Raw genomic sequence first — 20,648 nt, 5'->3', positions numbered from 1 at the left:
ATGCCTCCCATCCCGGAAACCGTCTGCGAGCATACGCGCAGTTGAGCGGGCGGGGATAAGTTTCCCAAACCGCCCCCACACACCGTCATCCTGACGAAAGTCAGGACCCAGTTCGTAAAGGCAGATTTGGGCGAGGCGGGCTCGATCAGAGCGGTGGCGATGTGCGGGATAAGTGCGCGTTCGCAACCACCGCACCCTACGAACTGGGCCCTGACTTTCGTCAGGGTGACGGTGTCTATCGCGACCTCGGCTCTCCATTTTTCCCGGACACCCGCTTTCGCGGGCGCAGGCTTCAGCCTGCGCAGGCAGGCTGCAGATCCGGGACCGACCGTGCGTCATTTCAAGCGACGAGCTTCCCGCAGGTCCCGGCACTCCGCCCGGCCGTCGCCGGGCTTGCAGCCGGGAAAAATGGGTGTGTTTAGGGTGGGGATTGAGGTTTGCGCCCCCCTACTCCGCAGCCTCGGCCGGCGGCTGGCCGGCCTGGCTGGCCTGGCGGGCCTGCCATTTCGCCAGCAATTGCTTCGACGTCGCGCGCGAACCGTCCGGCGACCAGCCTGGCGGGGCAAGGAGATACAGGGCGGCATCGCGCAGCGAGCGGGCGTGGCGCATGTCGTCGATAATGCCCCACCATTCATGCAGGCTGATCTTGAGCGGATTGTAGGTGCCCAGATTTTTCACGATGCCGTAGCGGCACTTCTCATTCTCCAGCTCGGGCTGGAACGTGCCGAACATCTTGTCCCAGACGATGAAGACACCGGCATAATTCCGGTCGAGATAGATCGGGTTGGTGGCGTGGTGGACCCGATGGTGCGAGGGCGTGTTCATCACCGCCTCGAACCAGGCCGGGCATTTCCTGATTGCCTCGGTGTGGATCCAGAACTGGTAGATCAGGTTGAGCGAGCCCACGAAGGCGATCATCGCCGGATGGAAGCCCAGCAGGATGAGCGCCGAGCCCAGCCAGAGGAATTTCAGCGTCAGCGGGTTGAGCCAGGGCTGGCGCAGCGCGGTTGTCAGATTGTAGTGCTGGGAGGAGTGGTGAACCACATGGTCGGCCCAGAACCAGCGTACGGTATGGGCAAAACGGTGGGACCAGTAATAGACGAAATCGTCCAGCACAAAGGCCAGTATCCAGGCCCACCAGGCAAAACCGATATCGAAGAGCCGGTGCTCGTAGACGAACACGAACCACACCGCCAGAAGGCCGCTGAACAGGAGTTTCGACACCAGATTGCCGAACCCCATGGCGAGACTTGCCGCGCTGTCGGCCGCCTCGAAACGGGCACCGCCGGTCATGCGGGCATAGACCATTTCCGACACGACAAGCACGGTAAACAGGATCACGCCGGCATAGACCGGGTCGAATGTCTCGACAAAGGCAGGGACTTCCATGTCTTACCCCTTCAATGCATTGAGCCGGCCGGCCCAGGACTGTGCGGTTTCGGCCGAACCGAAACTCAGACGGGCCGGCGCAAAACCGAAATCATTCAGCCGCAGCAGCAGGTCGCCCTGCGCATCGGCCTCGGCCGACCGCACACTGCCTGTGCCGAGATAGCGGATCACGAAATCGCTGCCGCGCGCGACAAGCAGGCCAATCGTCTGCCCGTCCCGTGCGGGGATGAGTGCAAAGCGGCCGTCCGGCGCCAGTAAACCACCCTCGCCGGCCTCATAGCCCACGGCATCGGTATCGAGCCGCGCGGCAGCCTCCTCGAGGGAAGCCAGCCGGGCGGGCTCGGACAGGCCGAGCCAGACATTGAGCACCACCATGGCCGTGATGGCCAGAACGGATCCGATCAGGACGATGAACAGCATGAAGCGCCCCGGACAAAAAATAACGGGCGAAGGCTAACCAGCCTTCGCCCGCCGTCAAAGTCATTTTTGAACGATGTTCACTAGCCGCGGATGCGGAGCGTCACACCATAGGTCTGCGGATCACCGGGATAGGCGTTATAGCTGGCGCCCAGATAACCCACCGACGGGAAGCCACCCTTGGTGTAGTCCTCGTCGAAGATGTTGCGGCCCCAGAACTGGACTGCCCAGCTGTCGCTGTCAGACCCGATCGTGACCGAGGCGTTGTACAGCGTGAACGCATCCTGGGTCGCGAAGGGACGCGGATCCTGCGACGTCGTGTGCTGGAACTCCGAGACGTAGGTCATCTCGCCGCGCCAGTCGATTTCCCAGCCATTGTCCAGCGGCGTGGTCAGCGTCGCGGTGAGCGAGCCGACCAGTTCCGAATTGCCGCGGTCGCGGCCGGTCAGGTCGTTGAACAGCGCGGTGACGCCGGCGTCGTTGGTCCGCTCATTGCCCGGTTCGCACAGGGCGAAGTTCGGATCGCCGGCATCCCACACCCCGGAACCGTCAACATAGGTGTCCGGGCACGGCGCGAACTCGTAATCGCCGTACTTGCTGTCGATCAGATAGGTGAAACCACCCGTGAAGAGCAGGTTGTCAACCGGGGACCACTGGCCCTCGAATTCGATACCCGACACTTCGATCGAGCCGGCGTTTTCAAGCGCAAAGCCATTGCCGACGAAGTTGTTCGTCTGGAAGTCCTCGATCTCCTGGTTGAAATAGGCGATCGCATAGACGAAGCGGTTGTCGAACAGCGAGCCCTTGGCACCGACCTCGAAGGACCGCGCGATCTCTTCCTCGAACTCGAATACGCCGGTGAAGGCGGCATTGGTCGAGACGTTGAACCCGCCCGGCTTGAAGCCCGTGGCATAGCTGCCATAGACGTTCAGCGTGTCGGACACGTCATAGGACAGGATGATATTGCCCGAGAAATTCGTGTCGGTCCGCGAGGTCGGGAAATTCGCCGCGCTCACCGGTTCGAAGTTCTGCAACGCCGAGAAGGCGTTCAGGAAGTTGACCTGGTCGATGCCGGCCAGCGTCGCTGCCACGAGGCTGTTATAGACGATCGTCGGGTCGGTGAAGGACGTGCCCAACGCATTGGCGATCGGCTCCAGCTGGGCGAAGACCGTCGGGTCCGCCGCTGCCTGCCCGGCAAGCACCGACGTCAGGAAGAAGGGGCAGGAATTGCCGTTCGGGAAAGTGGGGCACGCCGCCGGATTCGGGATACGCAGACTGGCGCCGAGATCTGCCCAGTCGATCGCCGAAAGCGGATCCGGCTGGTCGATGAAGGTCGCCATCTCCTTGCTTTCGTCGGAATAGCGGCCGCCCAGGGTCAGCGTGAACCGGTCGGTGAGGTGGAAATCGAGCTGGCCGAAGGCCGACCAGGCTTCCGTGTCATACTGGTAGTCTTCCAGGATCAGACCGTGACTGGTCGACACATAGCCTTCCGCAGGCGCCGTCGGCACACCCGTGACGCCCAGGGCATTGTTGCCGGCAATCAGGGTCTCCAGGAGCGTCACAGCCCCCGTTCCCGCCGGGAAGCCCAGCGCGGCGGCGATGTCCTGGACCGTACCGGCCGAGGCCGCATCGAAGAAGTTCCGCGCATCGGCTCCGTAAGGCGTCGAATTCCGGAAGCGCAGCTCGTTATTGTAGTAGAACGCGCCTGCCATCCAGTCCATGAAGTTGTCACCGGTCGAGGTGATCCGGAACTCCTGAGTGAAGCTGTCATACTCGTTCTGGATATGACGCAGGCTGACCAGGTCGAGATCCGAGAAATCGGCGTCGAACAGCTGGTCTTCGTCGTAGTTGCGGAAGGCCGTGATCGAGGTCAGCGTGAAGGCCTCGAAATCATGATTGATCTCCATCGAGATGCCCTGGGTCACCAGGTCGGTGTTCAGGTCACCGTCAATGGCAATCCGGTCGCCGCCTTCCGGGTCTGCCGGAACAGCTGTGCCGCCCAGACCGACCAGTGCGCCCTGGTCGATCGGATCGTAATAGGCGAACGGAGCCGCGCAGCAATTCTCGTCGATATTGCCGTAATCCGCGATGATACGGATTTCGGTATTGTCGCCGGGATTCCACAGAAGCTGGCCACGCCAGGTCTGGCGATCGCGATTGTTCGCTTCGCGACCGTCGACCACGTCGATATAGCCGTCGCTCTGATGGATCGAGCCATCAATACGGAAGGCCAGCGTGTCGCTAACCGGACCGGTCACGGAGCCGCGCAGCACGCGCATGCCGTTATTGCCGATCGTCGCTTCGCCGACATAGCCGAACTCGTATTCCGGCTGCCGGGTGATAATCGACACCACGCCGGCCGGCGTGTTGCGGCCGAACAGGGTGGATTGCGGACCGCGGATAACCTCGACACGCTCGATCGAGATCAGGTCGTTGATGGCCGAGCCGGAGCGCGGGCGATAAACGCCGTCGATGAAGACGCCGACCGACGGTTCCAGACCGGGGTTGAAGCTCGACGTACCGATGCCGCGCAGGTTGAATTCGGTGTTGGTGGACGTGGCAAACTCGGCCACGCGCAGGGACGGAACCAGGGTCTGCAGGTCGGCCGCGTCGCGGATCTGCGACTGCTCGATCTGCTCGCCGGTGACGGCCGCAACCGAGACGGGCGCTTCCTGCAGTGTCTGCTCGCGCTTTTGTGCCGTCACGGTGATGACGTCGACCTGTGCCAGTGCGCCGGACGCACCGATCAGGCCCGACAGGATGGCGGTCGTGCCCAGAACGGCCGCCTTGTTCAGCTTTTTCATGGAATTAACTCCCCTCTTCACGCGGTTTGTATGTGCCAACCGATCCGCGTTTCACAATTGTTATATGAACACCGCTCATGGCGGCTGTCAGCCGGTTTCTCCGATTTGCACAAAATTCTTGTCGGAATTGATGCACGCAAACCTCACCGGTGTTTTTCAAACACAGCCTTTCCGCGGCCTCTTTTCAAGCTGCCCAACTGTGCTTAGGCTGCCGAGTGAACAGCGTTCATAAGGCTGTCGTTGGGGAGAAAAATGAAAAAACTTATCATGGGGTTGGTCGCTATACTTGGCGTTCTCGCCCTCGCTGCCGCCGGTTGGTTCTTCCGCCCGTGGTCCGAATATTCACCGGCTGAAATCCAGGCTGCGACACAGCCGGAAAGTCTTCCGGACACGTTTCGCCACATGGACGAAGTTTTCCCCTATCGCACGATAGAGCCGTCCGAATCGGCGACGCCGCTGCCGCGGGAAACCGACCAGGTGAATGTCGCCTACACCTTCAACGGCACCGAACGGACGGTCGATGACTGGCTTTCGGACTCGCGCGCAACCGGCCTGATGGTGCTGCACAATGGCGCCGTGGTGCACGAGCAATACCTCATGGGCTCGACCCCGGAGAGCCGTCACACCTCATGGTCGGTCGGCAAGAGCTATGTCGCCACGCTGATCGCCATGGCGATCCACCAGGGCCGCATCGCCAGTCTCGACCAGACCGCCGAGATGTTCGCGCCGCAATATGGCGGCACGGACTATGGCCAGACGACGCTGCGCCACCTTCTCATGATGTCGGCCGGCGTGGATTTCGAGGAAGACTATGGCGCCCCGGATTCCGATATCCGCCGCCTCTTCTTCGGCGCCAACATCTTCGGCCGCGATATCGATGCCATGGTCGCCGAAGTCGAGCGCGACCGCCCGGCCGGGGAAGACCTGCACTATGTCTCGGCCAACACCCAGGTGCTCTCGGCCGTCGCGCGCGGCGTCTGGAACGCCCCGCTCGCCGATATCGTCGAGGCGGAGATCTGGGGCCCGATCGGCATGACCGGCGAGGCCTATTGGAACCAGAATGTGCCCGGTGAGCGCGGCATGGCGATCGGTTATTGCTGCCTCAATGCGACGCTCGAGGACTATGCGCGCTTCGGCCAGTTCTACCTGCAGGACGGCGTCTGGAACGACGAGCGCCTCGTGCCGGAAGGCTGGGTGGAACAGGCCACCCGTCCGAATGCCGATTTCCAGGAACCCGGTCCGGACGCGGTCTACGCCCATCGCGGCTATGGTCTGCATTTCTGGGTACCGGAGGGCTATGACGGCGAATATTTCATGGCCGGCGTCTATGGCCAGTATGTCTGGGTCGATGAGCGCCGCAATATAGTGATCGCCCGCACCGCCGCCGACACGGAATGGGGCGGGCGCACTGCCGAGTCGCTCGCCGCGATGCGCGCCCTGGCCGCGCACTACGGCGACGATCCGGACACACCGGCCATTCCCGAACCGGCCATTCCCGAAGAAGCCGCGGCATCCGAGACCGGGGAGCCCGACGATGAGTGATCTGGAATTCGACTATGTCGTCTGCGGCGCCGGTTCGGCCGGCTGCACGGTCGCCGAACGCCTGTCGCGAGATCCCGGTGTCAGCGTCCTCGTGCTCGAGGCCGGCGGCAGCGACAACAGCCCGATCATCCGCACGCCGATGCTGCTGCAATACGCGGTGACCGGCGAGCAGTTCAACTGGGGCTACTGGACCGAGCCGCAAAAACACCTCAACGACCGCAAGCTGCTCTGGCCGCGCGGCAAGACGCTGGGCGGCTCCTCCTCGATCAACGCCATGCACTACATGCGCGGCGCGAAGGAGAATTACGACGAGTGGGAAAAGGTCTATGGCGCCGAGGGCTGGGGCTGGAAGAACGCCCTGCCCGCCTTCAGGGAGGTGCAGCACCAGACCCGCGGCGAAAGCGAGCTGCATGGTACGGGCGGCCCGCTCTGGGTGTCCGACATTGCCCCGCTGAACCCGCTGACCGAGGATTTCCTCAAGGCTGCCGACCAGCTGCAATACAAGCGCAATGCCGACTTCAACGGCCCGGCCCAGGAAGGGTTCGGCCCCTATCAGGTCACCCAGAAGAACGGTAAGCGCTGTTCCGCCGCCGACGCCTTCCTGCGTCCGGCGCTGGAGCGTGAGAACTGTTCGGTGCGCACCGGCGCGATGGTGCGGCGGGTCGTGCTGGAAAACGGCCGCGCCACCGGCGTGGAGGTCGATCTGGACGGTGAAATCACCGTCATCACGGCGCGCAAGGAAGTGATCCTGTCCGGCGGCGCGATCAATTCGCCCCAGACCCTGCTGCTCTCGGGGATCGGCCCCGCCAACGAGCTGCGCGAGGCGGGCGTCTCGGTCGAGCACGACCTGCCCGGCGTCGGCAAGAATCTGCAGGACCATCTCGACGTCACCGCCCAGGTCTGGACGAAGTCGGCGACCTCGATCGGCAATTCCCTGCGCTCCCTGCCCCAGCACATGTACATGGTGCTGCGCTGGGCGCTGCGCGGCGACGGACCGTTCACGGTGAACCCGGTCCAGGGCGGGGCCTTCATCAAGTCGGCCTATGCCGGCGACCTGCCGGACCTGCAGCTGGTCTTCATTCCGGCCATCTCCAATCCGCACGGCATGGAGAAGACACGCGGTCACGGCATCACCCTGCATGTCTGCCAGCTCTATCCGAAGAGCCGCGGCGAGATCACGCTGAAATCGACCGATCCGCACGACCATCCGGCCATCCAGCCCAATTATCTGGAGGAGGAATGGGATCTCGATGTGATGACCGATGGGCTGGCCAAGGTGCGCGACATTCTCAACGCGCCGGCCTTCGACCATGATCGCAAGGCCGAACGCTATCCGGGTCCCCATGTGGCCACGATGGCGGATTTGCGGGACGATGTGCGTGCGCGGGCCGAGACGCTCTACCATCCGACATCGACCTGCGCGATGGGATCGGGCGAGCTGGCCGTCACCGACAGCCGCTGCCGCGTGAAGGGCGTCGATAGTCTGCGGGTGGTGGACGCCTCGGTGATGCCCCGCCTCGTTGGCGGCAATACCAATGCACCGACCATCATGATCGCAACCCGGGCTGCAGCGATGATCGCCGAAGACAATGCCTGACAACACTCACCGACCGGCCGAAGGAGGCTGACATGAGCGAAGCCGAAGCCAAGCAGATCGAACGCATGAAGGCGGTCCTGGAAGCCCAGAAGGCGGCCTTCCGGACCGAGCGGCACCGGCCGCTGGACAAGCGCAAGGCCGATCTCGACCGGATCGCCGGCCTGTGCCGCACCAATGCCGACGCGATCGCCGAGGCGATCTCGAAGGATTTCGGCAACCGGGCGCGCGAGGAAAGCGTGATCGCCGAGATCGCCTTTGTCATCCAGGATGCCGAGCACACGAAGAAGCATCTCGCCAAATGGGCAAAGACCCGCAAGGCCGGCGTGCCGATGACGCTGATGCCGGGCAAGGCGGAGATCCGCCGCGAGCCCAAGGGCGTCGCCGGCATTGTCTCGCCCTGGAATTATCCCTTCCAGCTGGCCATGGCGCCACTGGTCGCGGCTCTGGGAGCCGGCTGCCGGGCGATGATCAAGCCGTCCGAATACACGCCCGCCACGGCCGAGCTGATGAAGCGCCTGCTGGCCGATGCTTTCGAGGAAGACCATGTCGCCGTGATCACCGGCGGCCCGGCAGTGGGCGAGGCTTTCACCAAGCTGAAATTCGACCATCTCTTCTACACGGGCTCGACCCAGGTCGGCCGTCTGGTCGCCAAGGCCGCAGCCGAGAACCTGGTGCCGGTGACGCTGGAACTGGGCGGCAAGTCGCCGGCCATCGTCACGCCGGACTACCCGCAGGACGCGGCCGCCAAATCCATTGCCTGGGGCAAGCTGTTCAATGCGGGCCAGACCTGTGTGGCGCCCGACTATGTGCTGGCTCCGAAAGGCTCTGAACGGGCCCTGGGCGAGGCGATCATCAATGTCGCTGCGCACCAGTTCCCCGATGCTTCGAGCGATGATGCCTATACGGCCATCGTCTCCGACCGGCATTATGAGCGCCTCAACGCCATGATCGAGGAAGCCCGCCAGGGCGGTGCCGAGATCCTGCAGCCCGAGCATGACGCCCAGGCCGCACAGGCCGCCCGCAAGATCCCGCCGACCGTGGTGCTCAACCCGCCGGCCGATGCCGCGGTGATGACCGAGGAAATCTTCGGACCGGTCCTGCCGATGGTCGGCTACAGCGAACTCGATGCGGCGATCGATTTTGTCGGCGACCGCGACCACCCGCTGGCGCTCTATGTCTATTCGACCGACAAGACGCAGGCGCAGCGCGTGCTGGACGAGACGATGTCCGGCGGCGCAGCAGTCAATATCAACCTCCTGCACCTGTCAGTGCCCGACCTGCCCTTCGGCGGCGTCGGCGCTTCGGGCCAGGGCGCCTATCATGGCGAGGCGGGTTTCCTCACCTTCACCCATGAACGCTCGGTCTTCTCGACCGGAAAATGGCACCCCTCCCGCCTCCTCGCCCCGCCCTACGGCAAGATGTTCGAGACCGTGGCGAAACGGCAGATGAAGTAGTGCAAGCCACGGCCTCCCTCTCCCCCGGGAGAGGGATCGAGGGAGAGGGGGAAGACACCGCCTTTGGTGATCGAAGCGCCGGCCCCGGGCTGTCCCCCTCATCCGCCCTTCGGGCACCTTCTCCCCAGGGAGAAGGGGTTGAGCATGCATCCTGCGCGCACTTCGATACCGGACAGCCAACCCTTCGCCGGTGTAGATTGCCCGGGAATCACACGCATCAGGACACCCGCCCATGTCACTTCCCCTCACCGGAAAACGCGCGCTCATCACCGGCTCCAGCCATGGGGTCGGCCTCGCCGCTGCTCATCTGTTTGCTGCCCAGGGCGCCGAAGTCGTGCTGCACGGCAATGCCAATATGGCCGATGCCGACAAGGCCGTTCAGGACATCGGACCGGCCGCGCTCGGTGCTGTCCAGGCTGACCTGTCGCGCCCCGGCGGCGGACGCGACCTCTACGACGCCGCACTGCACCTCGCCTCGGGCCGGCTCGACATCATCGTCAACAATGCCGGCATCCACCCTGCCAGCCCGCTTGACGCCAGCGACGCCGACTGGGAAGCGGTCTGGGCGCTGATCCTGCAGGTCAATCTGATGGCCATGGCCGATATCTGCCGCGCCGCCATTCCGGAGATGGCCGCCAGCGGCGGCGGATCCATCATCAATATCGCCAGCCGGGCGGGCTATCGCGGCGAAGACCGCAATCACATGGCCTATGCCGCCTCCAAGGGCGCCGTTCTCGCCATCACCAAGACGATCGCCCGGCAATGGGGCGCCAACGGCATCTACGCCTATGCCCTCGCTCCCGGCTGGATCGATACACGCATGGGCCCGCAGCACGCGGCCGACCGCGAACGCGCCAAGGCCGAAATCCCGATCGGCGACCTCGCCCAGCCCGAGGAAATCGCCGCCATGTGCGCCTTCCTCGCCTCCGGCGCCTGCCGCAGCGCCACCGGCAGCTGCATCGACATCAACGGCGCGAGCTATGTGAGGTAGGCTCTCATTCACGTCCGGTTTCCGCGAGCGGCGGGCCTTGCGGCTCCCTACATGTCCACCCGGAATTTGCGATTTCGAGGAGGATTGTCGCATGACGCAGGGAGATCTCGCCCGCCGCTTTGCCGCACTGCATGTGAAGGGCGCGCCGCTGGTGCTGTACAATATCTGGGATGCCGGCTCGGCGGCCGCTGTGGCGAAGGCCGGCGCCAGGGCGCTGGCGACGGGCAGTGCGTCCGTCGCGGCGGCCCAGGGCTACAAGGATGGCCAGGCCCTGCCGCTTGAGGCCCTGCTGGCCACGGCCCGGCGCATCGTCGAGACAACTGAACTGCCGGTGACAGTGGATTTCGAGGGCGGCTATGCCGAAGCGCCCGCCTCGCTGGCCGCCAACACGTCCCGCCTGATCGAGACCGGCGCGGTGGGCGTCAATTTCGAGGACCAGATTGTCGGCGGCGACGGCATCCATCCCGTCGAGGTCCAGGCGGACCGGATCCGGGCGATCCGCAAGGCGGCCGACGAGGCCGGCATCCCGCTCTTCATCAATGCGCGGACCGATCTCTTCCTGAAGGAACGCGATGCGGACCGCCAGGCGGCGCTGATCGGTGACGCCGGGACCCGCGCTGCGGCCTATGCCGAGGCCGGGGCGAGCGGTTTCTTCGTGCCGGGGCTGGGCCGGGAGGACCTGATCGAGCGGATCTGCGCCGCATCACCTCTGCCCGTGAATGCGATGATGATGCCCGGCATGCCGGACCGCGAACGCCTCGCGGCCCTGGGCGTGGCCCGTATCAGTCACGGTCCCTTCCCCTATCTGGCGATGATGGATGCCCTCAAGAGCGCGGCAGCCGAAGCAATCGGAACACCGGTCCCGGCCTAGCCGGGGCCACCATCCGGCATGGAGTCGGGGTCGAGGCCCATGGCGGTCATCCGGTCGCGCCAGCGCTGGCGGGCGAGGATCTGCATGTCCTCGACCGTGTCGGCCTCGTCGGTGATTTCCAGGCCGAGCAGCGTCTCGACCACATCTTCCATGGTCACCAGGCCTCGCAACGTGCCGAACTCGTCGACCACCATTGCCAGATGCCCTTTCGACCGGGTCAGCCGGTCAAAAGCGGCGGACGCGCTGATATCGTCGCGCAGGGTGACGACCTCGCGGCTGAACTCGGCAATGGTCCGATCGAACTCATCGCGCGCCTGGGCGAGGAGCAGATCGGACTTGAGAACATAGCCGCTGACATGATGCGCAGTGCTGTCGAAGACCGGCAGGCGCGAGAACGGCGTCTGGGCGTGGGCATCGAAGAAGGCGCGCACCGTCTCGTCTCCATTGACCGAGACCATGACGGAGGCCGGCGTCATGATGTCCTCCACCTTCAGCCGGTGCAGGCGCATCAGGTTGGAGACGACCGCCAATTCCTTGTCGTCGAGCACGCCTTCGCGGGCGCCGATCTCGGCCATCGCCCGCATCTCGTCGCGCGAGAAGGTGAAAGCGCTTTCGCCGGATCGCGCGATCACGCCGGTCAGCTTCTCGGAGAACCAGACAAAGGGTGTCATCAGCCGGGTCAGCCAGAGCACCATCCGGCCCACGGTCGGCGCCAGGGACTGCCAGTGCACGGCACCGAGCGTCTTGGGGATGATTTCAGACAGGACCAGGATCAACAGGGTCAGGATCGCCGAGGTCAGGCCGACGAATTCATTGCCGAACACCACGATCGCCTGGGCACCGACGCCGGCGGCGCCGACCGTGTGGGCAACAGTGTTCAGCGTGAGAATGGCGGCCAGCGGCCGGTCGAGATTGGCCTGCAGGGTCTGCAGGGCCTCGCTGGCGGGATGTTTCTTGCGGCGCAGCGCCTCGACATGCGCCGGCCGGACCGACAGCAGAACGGCTTCCGAGATCGAACACAGGAAGGACACGACAAGCGCGAGGGCCAGATAGGCCAGGAGAAGCGTCATTTATGGGCCGTCATGGGCAGCTGCAGCATGGATACGCGACCGGTCTAGCCTGTTTCGCGATCCATGCCGAGCCTTACCGCAAGGGCCGCCTATCGCATCCGCATCTCGCGCAGGGTGCGGACATCGCGCGCCCGTACGGCCTCGCCATTCTCGTCCAGGCGCCGGGCCAGTTTGGCCAGAATGTCCGGTGTCGGCAGGTCGTGCATGGACACAGCGCCGCTCATGAAGGCGCTGGTGCTGGCTTCCGCCCAGACCGCCCAGTGCGTGTTGCCATCACCATCAACCAGACCAGCCGCATCGATCTGCGGCCAGCCGGGTGTCTGAGCCGTCTCCAGCTCAATCCGCACCGAGGCCGGACGGACACCGTCCGGAAGCGCAAAACGCACGACCGGCGCGCCGTCCTCCGAGGTTGTCCGCTGCGCATCGCCGGTACCGAGGACGATATCGCCGGGCTCAATCCGGACCTGACGCAGCGCATCGGGGATCTGGGTGAAGTGGATGTCCAGATAACGTGCATCGGCCGGAGTCTCGAAGCCCAGTTCGAGCCATTCCTCACCGGCATCGGCTGTCGCCGGTGCCCAGGCGTAGGCGGTTTCACCGACCCCGCCATCGGGCGTGCCCACGGCCTGGGAAGCTGCGGCACTTGCGACCGGCATATCGCTCCAGTCCAGCGTGTCGAGATAGGCGCTGGCCGCCTCGACACCGTCGGCCTCGAGAACCGCGAGCGCGTCGGCCAATGGCGACGGCGGCACGGCCGCATCGCCGGGACGGTCGAGCATGCGCGTATAGATCAGCCCGCGCAGGAGGGCGAGCGAGCCGGAACGGCCGGCGCGGGAATTGTTCTGCACGGCTGCAGCGACCAGATCGTCCGGGCGATTGTCGATCATCAGCACGGAGAGATAGCCATCCGAAGCGCCCGATGCGACCCAGGCCATGGCGTCCTCGCCCAGACCGACCCGCATCCAGCCCATGGCATCATCGCCATCCGACCCTTCCGCCGGGATCCCGGCGAGCATGATGTCCAGGCTGGCCGGCGCGATCAGGTCACCGGCTTCCAGCGCCCGCCCGAAGCGTACGAGGTCATGGGCCGTCGTGAAGATACCGCTGGCGCCGGGCAGGCCGCCGCGGAAATCCGTCACGTCGACCGGAACGCGCGTCACAAGGTCCGGCATGTCGACCCCTGTCGCGATCAGTGCGGGGTTTTCGGGCACGCCATAGGTCGTTGCCTCAAGACCGGCCGGAACCACGATCCAGTTTTCCAGAAGCGCGGAATAGGTCTGGCCGGTGGCCCGTTCGAGAACCAGTGCGAGCAGGGCGTAGCCGGTATTGGAATAGGTGTAGCGCGCGCCCGGCCCGGATTGCGGCCCCACCGCGTTGAGCGCCCGAACCATGGCGTCCGGACCGTCCTCGCCAGCCCCGAGTGCCTCGGTATGATCACGCATCAGCCCGCCCGTGTGTTCGAGCAGGTTGCGCAGCGTCACCTCGCCATAGGCCGCGGCGTCGAGCTCGGGCACCCAGTGCACAAGCGGATCGTCGAGCGACAAATCGCCGGTTTCAGCCGCATGCAGGACCAATGTCGCGGTGAATGTCTTGGTGATCGAGGCGATATGAAACCGGGTGTCCGGCGTGTTCGCCCGGCTTTCCTCTACATCGGCATAGCCGAAGGCCCGTTCGAAAACCGGCGCGCTGGCGGTCTCGACCCGGACCACGCCTTCAAACTGGCCGCCCTGGGCCATGGCATCGAGAAAATCGTCAAGTGGCGTCGCGGCTGCGAGCGCTGTCCCCAGCAGCACGCCTGCAATATCGGTGATCATAAGGTCCCTCCCTCTGTCATCGCGACCACGATGCGGAAGGAAGCCCCCCCGGATGCAAACGAGCGGATTACATTTCGCTCACATCCGGGGGGATCGATCCTATTCTGCCGCGATGGCGGTTCGACCTGCACGGTAGAGCGTGCCGGGACGTGCGCCGGTCAGCTGCCCCTTCTCCATGACGATCTCACCGGACACGATCGTCGCGTCATAGCCGCGCGCACCCTGCAGCAGGCGCTGGCCGCCGGCGGGCAGGTCCTTCTCCATATGCGGCGGTTCGGACTGGAGATTGTCGAGGTCGATAATATTGATATCGGCCTTCAGTCCCGCGCGCAGATAGCCGCGATCTGTCATGCCCAGATAGTCGGCCTGGGCACCGGTCAGCATGCGTACGACCTTTTCCAGGGTGAGGCGCCGTCCGCGTTTGCGGTCGCGCGTCCAGTGGGTGAGCATGTAGGTCGGCATGGACGCATCGCACACCGTGCCGACATGGGCGCCGCCATCGGACAGGCCGTAGAGCGCCTGGGGATGCTCCATCATCTCCAGCACATTGTCGTAGTTGAGCTCGGTGTAATTGTAGAGCGGCAGGTAGATCAGTTCCTGACCGTCGCGCTCGAGCAGCGTGTCATAGACCATCTCCATCAGCGGCACGCCCTTCTCGCGGGCCCGCGCGGCGAGCGAGCGCTCCGGCGGTTGCTCGTAGTCCGGCGGATCGCCGAGCTGGAAGAATTTCTCGGCCACCATCTCGATATGCTCCATCAGGAGATCGGCGAGCGGCGGCACGGAGGAGCCCGGCCCTGACAGCTTGTCGGTCTTCTCCGACAGGATCTGCGCCTTGAAAGCCGGTTCCTTCATCTTCGCGACGCGCTGGTCCAGCGGCAGGTGCGCGATGGTCTTGTAGCTGGGATAGCCCATGAAGGGATGGAAGGTGCAATTGAAGCCGAGGAAAACACCGATCGCACGCGGCGCCACTTGCATGCGGGCATCGACACCGTCCGCCTTCAGCTTCTCGGTCAGCGCAATCAGCTTCTTCCACTGATCCGGCGCGAAATCGCGCTGCATGAGAGAGAAGGAAAAGGGCCGGCCCGATGCCTTGGCATAGTCGGCGATGATGTTCCATTCCTCGTCGAAATCCTGCTCACCGCGTTCGAGATTGAAATCGGACACGGCCTGCACCACACCGAAATCCAGCCCTTTGAAGGCGCGGGCAATGCCGGTGAGCTCGTCGCGCGTGGACTCCGAGGACGGCGTCCAGTCGCCGTCGGCGGTCTTGTGCACATCCGACCGCCCCGTGGCGAAACCGATCGCACCGGCTTCCAGCGCCTCGCGGGTGAGCCGGCGCATGGTGGCGATGTCGTCGTCATTGGCCGGTTCGGAGAACACCGCCCGGTCACCCATGACATAGACCCGCAGCGGATCGTGCGGCACCATGGCGGCGATATCGATGGTGCGCGGCATTTTCGCCAGCGCGTCCATGTATTCCGGGAAGCTTTCCCAATCCCAGGTCAGCCCCTCGTAGAGCGCCGTACCGGGAATATCCTCGACACCTTCCATCAGCTTGATCAGCTTGTCGTGATCGGCTTCGCGCACCGGAGCGAAGCCGACCCCGCAATTGCCCATCACCGCCGTCGTCACGCCATGATCGATAGAAGGACGCAATTCCTCGTCCCAGCTGGCCTGGCCGTCATAATGGGTGTGGATGTCGATAAAGCCCGGCGTGACGATCCGGCCGCTGGCATCCAGCGTCCGCTTCGCCTCGCCCAGATCGGTGCCGATGGCGGCGATGCGCCCGTCCTTGACGGCGATCTCGGCAACACGCCCCTCGCCGCCCGAACCATCATGAATCGTGCCGCCCGTGATCTTCAGATCATACATGTCAGACCTCCCGGTTTCGCCCTCTTACGGGGCCGTTTTCGTCTCTCGCGCGAGTTTCAGCCAATCGAGGCCGCGGTACAAGCCGATCAGCCCGCTACCCGCTACGAGGTGCCAGATGCTCCACATGCCGGTGATCGCCGCCGCGCCACCCAGCCCGTCGAACTGGCTGAGCAGGATGATCAGGCCGAGACCGGAATTCTGGATGCCGACCTCGAAGGTCAGGGAGCGCCGGCTGGGCGCGTCCAGACGCAGCACACGGCCGCTCAGCGCACCGAGACCGAAGGCCGACGCGTTGTGGATCACGGCGATGGGAATGATGATCGCTCCGATGGCGAGAATGATCGTCCAGTTCTGCACCACGCCGACGACGATCAGAACGCCGATCCCGGCCAGCGACGCCGGCATCAGGACAGCGCGGATGCGCGCAGCAGTCCGCGGCCAGCGCGCCGCGACCAGCATGCCGGCCGCCAGCGGCACGGCCAGCAGCGTCACGGTCTGGGTCACGAAGGGCATGGGCGAGATCTCGAGCTGCTGCACCAATTGTGCGGTGGGCCCGTAGACCGACGACCAGAACAGGATCGAGACCGGCGTCGCCAGCGCGGCCGAAATGCTGGAAATGGTCGTCAGCGAGACCGAATAGGCGGTGTTCCCCCGCGCAAAATGGGTCAGCAGATTGGAGACATTGCCGCCCGGGCAGGACGCCACGACGAACATGCCCAGCGCGACACTGGCCGGCGGCGCCAGAATCAGCACGAGGCCGAGCGTGAGCAGCGGCAGTCCGAGGATCTGGGCGATGACCCCGCCGATCACGCGCACAGGCTGCTGCCGGACGGCCCGGAAATCCTCGATGTTCAACGCCAGTGCGACGGTGAACATCATCCCCATGAGGATGAAGGCCATCGCCAGCCGCGTTTGGTCATCAACTATGACTCGAAAAGAATCTATTTCAGCGTCGGTCACGATTACTTCCGTAAAAACAATGCCTTAAATTTTGAATGGCGTTTACATTGCCAGCCTAGGCCAGTTGCGACCAATTGTCATTGGCCTGCAAAGGGTCGCAAAACTCCACCAAATCTGTATTCTCCGACGCCAAACACGGCGCGAATCCAGCCGGGAACGCAACCGGCGGCCGTGTTTTCGGGCGGGAATGAGGCTCCGGAACGAGAGTCATCATTCCGATTTTTGCGTTTTTGGGAGGACCGCTTTGGGCAGCGGTCCGGAGTTTTGGGGGACCGGAAATGGGCCGGAAACGTTTCGACGAAATGTCGTGCGCGATTGCGCAAACCCTGAATCAGGTGGGCGACTGGTGGACACTTCTCATCGTCCGCGACGCGATGAAGGGTGCGCGCCGCTTCAGCGATTTCCATGAAAGCACCGGCATCGCCAAGAACATCCTCACCGACCGGCTGAACAAGCTGGTCGAGAACGGCATCATGGTGCGCGAGGAAGTCGGCGTGCGCGGACAGCGTCAGGAATACGTACTGACCGAACGCGGCGAGGCCCTTTTCCCGATCCTGATGGCGATGCAGCAGTGGGGCGACAAGTGGATCTACGGCGAAACGGATGCGCCCGTCGAAATGTATGACGCCCGCACCGGCGACCCGCTGGCACCGATCCAGGTGGCCAATCATCGCGGCGAGGAAGTCACCCATCGCGATGTCGCTACCCGCGACAAGTCCGGCAAGATGCGCGAAGCGGGATAATCCCCCTCCGGTTTTGAATCGACATGAACATTGTTCACTCCTAGTCTGACGGCAAAACTGCCATCATGTCAGGGAGGGGACACACGACATGAATCGACTCGTCTTTGCCGCGATCGCCGGCACGGCCGCGCTGACGCTTGCCGCCTGTGGCGGCCAGCCGGAACGCGATATCACGACCGCTGACCGCGATTACCAGAACCAGCTCATCGAACAGCTGATCGATGCCCAGCCCGGCGATGTGATCGAGATTCCCGAAGGCGTGTTCGCCTTCGACCGGTCGCTCAGCCTGACAGTCGACGGGGTCACCATCCGCGGTCAGGGCGCCGACCGCACCATCCTGTCCTTCCAGAACCAGTCCCAGGGCGCCGAGGGCCTCCTCGTGACGGCCAGCGACTTCACCATCGAGAACCTCGCCATCGAGGACACGGTGGGCGACGGGCTGAAGGTGAATGAGGGCGAGAACATCGTCATCCGCGGCCTGCGGGTGGAATGGACCAATGGTCCGGACACGCGCAATGGCGCCTATGGCATCTACCCGGTGCAGACCACGAATGTGCTGGTCGAGGATTCCATCGCCATCGGTGCGGCCGATGCGGGCATCTATGTCGGCCAGTCGCGCAATGTCGTGGTGCGCCGCAATCGCGCCGAGCGGAATGTCGCCGGTATCGAGATCGAGAACACGATCGGCGCCGACGTCTATGACAATGTCGCCACGGAAAACACGGGCGGCATCCTCGTCTTCAACATGCCCAACCTGCCGCAGCCGGGCTATCGCACGCGCGTCTACGACAATCACGTCTTCGCCAACAATACCGGTAATTTCGGCCATGAAGGCACGCCGGTCGCCTCGATCCCGGCGGGCTCCGGCATCGTCATCAATTCCAATGACGAGGTGGAGATCTTCAACAACACGATCGCCGATAACCGCACAGCCAACATCATCGTGTCGTCGCTGCATTCGACGGGGTATTCGGATTATGCCGTCCAGCAGGACTTCGACCCCTATCCCGAAGGCATCCACATTCACGGCAACACCTTCTCCGGCGGCGGCGACAATCCCGACGGGCTGGACCTGCAGGGCCTGAAAATCCTTGTTGCCGGACCGCTGGGACGCCTGCCGGACGTCCTGTGGGACGGGTATTACAACGCAGACAAGATGGTCGATGGCGCGATGCCCGACGACCGTCGTATTTGCCTGGACAACGGCGAGTCCGAGATCGTCAATGCAGACGGGCCGAACGGGTATGAGAATCCGGCTGTCGTGACCGATGATCACCGCTGTTCCCTGCCGCCCCTGCCGGCGGTCGAACTGGCGCTGGCCGAATAGGCGCTCCATGCTGCGTTTCAGTGTACTGGCCCTGGCCCTCCTGACCGCCGCCTGCGGCGGACGGGAGGCCGCCACGCCGCAATTCATCGAGACCGGGAATCCGGCCCTCTTGAGCGAATGGGGCATGATGGCGTCGGACGGGCGATCGCTCGTCCTGAGTGACGGGGTCGTGCCCTACGATCTCAACACGCCGCTATTCTCCGACTATGCCCACAAGCAGCGCACGGTGTGGATGCCCGAAGGCATCAGCGCGACCTATCGCGAGAATGACGTGCTGGACTTTCCGGTCGGCACCGTCATCACCAAGACCTTCTACTATCCGCGGGCCGGTACGCCGGACGAGGTTCGCAGCACGCTGCAGACCGCGCCCGGATGGCGGCCGGACGGTCTCGATCTTGCCGGGATACGCCTGGTGGAGACGCGTATCCTGGTCCATCGCGAAAGCGGCTGGCTTGCCCTGCCCTATGTGTGGAATGCCGATCAGACCGATGCCGAGTTGCGCCGGGCGGGTGAGATCATCCGCCTGACCGCCACCGATGCCGACGGCCGCGAACAGGACTTTGCCTATGCCGTGCCGAACGCCAATCAGTGCGCCGGCTGCCACGCGGTGAACAATACGACGCGGCAGATCCAGCCGATCGGCCCCGCCCCGCGACATATCAATCGCGACTATGCCTATGCCGGCGGTACACAGAACCAGCTGGAACGCCTCCACGCGGCCGGTTATCTGGGCGACTGGCCGGGCGCGGAGGCGACACCGCGCGCAGCGAACTATCTCGACACCGCGCAGCCGCTGGATACCCGCGCGCGCGACTATCTCGACATCAATTGCGCGCATTGCCACAACCCGTCCGGTCCGGCCGACACGTCGGGCCTGCACCTGCAGCACGACGCCCCCACCGGCCCCAATCTGGGCCTGTGCAAACTGCCGATCGCGGCGGGTGGCGGCACGGGCGGGCGGCGCTTCGGGATCATGCCGGGCGAGCCGGAGGAATCCATACTCCTCTATCGATTGGAGACGAACGATCCCGGCGCGATGATGCCCGAACTGGGGCGCGCAATCCGGCATGAGGAAGGCATTGCCCTGATCCGACAATGGATTTCAGAGCTGGACGCGGATTGCCAGGCGCGCGGCTAGACTTCCCCTGTCACGCGAATTTCGCGAACCGGCATATTGAGAGAGGCGAGCCGCAGGGTTAACGTCGCGGCTGGCGCGTCACGACAATCGGACAATCCAGCCAGACGCGCCGTCAACGGGGAGATCATCCATGCTTCTGACAACCCTTGCCGCCCTCGCCCTGCAAGCCGCACCGGCCGAGATGCTGGTCGAGAACGCGCTTCAGGTGTCGACCGCCCAGGGCAGCTACGTCACCCATTTCAATGCTGACGGGACCTACACCACGAATATCGGGATCGAAGGCACCTGGGAAATCCGCGGCAATGAAGTCTGCGTCGAGCGCTCGACCGGCGAACACGGCTGTGCACCGATCCAGGAAAATCTCGAACTCGGCGCCAGCTGGGAAGGCGAGAATGCCGCAACCGGCGAAACGGTGACGTACACCATCGTCGCACGCGAATAGGCTTGCGGGACACCGGAAAGAAGAAGGGGCGCTCCTGCCGGGCGCCCCTTTTTGTTCAAGTCCCGATCGCGACAGCGCGCCTAGGCCGCGGACTCAATTGCGCGCATCCAGATCCTTGCTGAAGCGAGAGCGATTGCGGCGAGGAAGTTGGCGGCATGCTTGTCGAAGCGCGTTGCGATCCGCCTGAACTGCTTGAGTTTGCAGAAGAAACGTTCGA

The 20,648-nt window shown here is 64.2% G+C and carries 16 protein-coding genes and 1 pseudogene; 9 read left to right on the top strand and 8 right to left on the bottom strand.

Features of this window, described 5'->3' with window-relative positions; translation table 11 throughout:
- Positions 1-447 precede the first annotated feature (447 nt).
- From ABJO18_RS03515 to ABJO18_RS03505, 3 genes are all read right to left on the bottom strand, one after another.
- The gene (locus tag ABJO18_RS03515; RefSeq protein ID WP_348507974.1) at positions 448-1,389 is read right to left on the bottom strand and encodes a sterol desaturase family protein; all 942 of its coding nucleotides are present in this window, start codon (positions 1,387-1,389) and stop codon (positions 448-450) included.
- Positions 1,390-1,392: 3 nt separating this feature from the next.
- Entirely contained in the window at positions 1,393-1,809 is a 417-nt protein-coding gene (locus ABJO18_RS03510; RefSeq protein ID WP_348507975.1) for a hypothetical protein, read from the bottom strand.
- A gap of 80 nt (positions 1,810-1,889) precedes the next feature.
- On the bottom strand, positions 1,890-4,610 hold the full coding sequence (locus ABJO18_RS03505) for a TonB-dependent receptor (RefSeq protein ID WP_348507976.1): 2,721 nt from the start codon (positions 4,608-4,610) through the stop codon (positions 1,890-1,892).
- A 402-nt stretch (positions 4,611-5,012) separates the two neighbouring features.
- On the opposite strand from ABJO18_RS03505, the gene ABJO18_RS03500 reads away from it, so the two are divergent.
- The 5 genes from ABJO18_RS03500 to ABJO18_RS03480 all read left to right on the top strand — a co-directional run bounded on the left by ABJO18_RS03500 (position 5,013) and on the right by ABJO18_RS03480 (position 11,065).
- Positions 5,013-6,152 carry a serine hydrolase gene (locus ABJO18_RS03500; protein WP_348507977.1) on the top strand — a complete coding sequence of 380 codons (1,140 nt, stop codon included), beginning with the start codon at positions 5,013-5,015 and terminating at the stop codon, positions 6,150-6,152.
- Positions 6,145-7,749: a choline dehydrogenase gene (locus ABJO18_RS03495; protein ID WP_348507978.1), complete on the top strand. Its 1,605-nt coding sequence runs from the start codon at positions 6,145-6,147 to the stop codon at positions 7,747-7,749. The genes ABJO18_RS03500 and ABJO18_RS03495 overlap by 8 nt, the downstream gene beginning before the upstream one ends.
- Before the next feature lie 32 nt (positions 7,750-7,781).
- Complete coding sequence (locus ABJO18_RS03490; protein WP_348515732.1) at positions 7,782-9,203, top strand: coniferyl aldehyde dehydrogenase; 1,422 nt, start codon at positions 7,782-7,784, stop codon at positions 9,201-9,203.
- A gap of 232 nt (positions 9,204-9,435) precedes the next feature.
- Positions 9,436-10,194: an SDR family oxidoreductase gene (locus ABJO18_RS03485; protein ID WP_348506840.1), complete on the top strand. Its 759-nt coding sequence runs from the start codon at positions 9,436-9,438 to the stop codon at positions 10,192-10,194.
- A 91-nt stretch (positions 10,195-10,285) separates the two neighbouring features.
- On the top strand, positions 10,286-11,065 hold the full coding sequence (locus ABJO18_RS03480) for an isocitrate lyase/phosphoenolpyruvate mutase family protein (protein WP_348515731.1): 780 nt from the start codon (positions 10,286-10,288) through the stop codon (positions 11,063-11,065).
- On the opposite strand, the gene ABJO18_RS03475 is transcribed toward ABJO18_RS03480, so the two are convergent.
- From ABJO18_RS03475 to ABJO18_RS03460, 4 genes are all read right to left on the bottom strand, one after another.
- Complete coding sequence (locus ABJO18_RS03475) at positions 11,062-12,135, bottom strand: hemolysin family protein (RefSeq protein WP_348509257.1); 1,074 nt, start codon at positions 12,133-12,135, stop codon at positions 11,062-11,064. The two genes, ABJO18_RS03480 and ABJO18_RS03475, sit on opposite strands and share 4 nt — an antisense overlap.
- Positions 12,136-12,224: 89 nt before the next feature.
- Complete coding sequence (locus ABJO18_RS03470) at positions 12,225-13,949, bottom strand: serine hydrolase domain-containing protein (RefSeq protein ID WP_348509256.1); 1,725 nt, start codon at positions 13,947-13,949, stop codon at positions 12,225-12,227.
- Between the two features lie 99 nt (positions 13,950-14,048).
- Positions 14,049-15,821, bottom strand: a complete 1,773-nt coding sequence (locus tag ABJO18_RS03465; RefSeq protein ID WP_348509255.1) for an amidohydrolase family protein — start codon at positions 15,819-15,821, stop codon at positions 14,049-14,051.
- Between the two features lie 24 nt (positions 15,822-15,845).
- On the bottom strand, positions 15,846-16,721 hold the full coding sequence (locus ABJO18_RS03460) for a bile acid:sodium symporter family protein (protein WP_348509254.1): 876 nt from the start codon (positions 16,719-16,721) through the stop codon (positions 15,846-15,848).
- A gap of 338 nt (positions 16,722-17,059) precedes the next feature.
- Here ABJO18_RS03460 and ABJO18_RS03455 point away from each other — a divergent pair, with 338 nt between their 5' ends.
- The 4 genes from ABJO18_RS03455 to ABJO18_RS03440 all read left to right on the top strand — a co-directional run bounded on the left by ABJO18_RS03455 (position 17,060) and on the right by ABJO18_RS03440 (position 20,431).
- Positions 17,060-17,524, top strand: a complete 465-nt coding sequence (locus ABJO18_RS03455; RefSeq protein WP_348509253.1) for a helix-turn-helix domain-containing protein — start codon at positions 17,060-17,062, stop codon at positions 17,522-17,524.
- A gap of 88 nt (positions 17,525-17,612) precedes the next feature.
- Complete coding sequence (locus ABJO18_RS03450; RefSeq protein ID WP_348509252.1) at positions 17,613-18,851, top strand: parallel beta-helix domain-containing protein; 1,239 nt, start codon at positions 17,613-17,615, stop codon at positions 18,849-18,851.
- A 7-nt stretch (positions 18,852-18,858) separates the two neighbouring features.
- Positions 18,859-19,989 (top strand): SO2930 family diheme c-type cytochrome, encoded by a 1,131-nt coding sequence (locus tag ABJO18_RS03445; protein WP_348509251.1) that lies wholly within the window; start codon positions 18,859-18,861, stop codon positions 19,987-19,989.
- 130 nt (positions 19,990-20,119) lie between these two features.
- On the top strand, positions 20,120-20,431 hold the full coding sequence (locus tag ABJO18_RS03440; protein ID WP_348509250.1) for a hypothetical protein: 312 nt from the start codon (positions 20,120-20,122) through the stop codon (positions 20,429-20,431).
- Positions 20,432-20,511: 80 nt separating this feature from the next.
- On the opposite strand, the pseudogene ABJO18_RS03435 reads toward ABJO18_RS03440, so the two are convergent.
- Positions 20,512-20,648 (bottom strand): annotated as a pseudogene (locus ABJO18_RS03435) (IS5/IS1182 family transposase); the annotation flags it as partial.

The organism is Maricaulis sp. (genome assembly GCF_039978735.1).
GTDB lineage: Bacteria > Pseudomonadota > Alphaproteobacteria > Caulobacterales > Maricaulaceae > Maricaulis.
The sequence above is the reverse complement of the archived record's forward strand: the minus strand, read 5'-3'. Positions and strand labels throughout refer to the sequence as shown.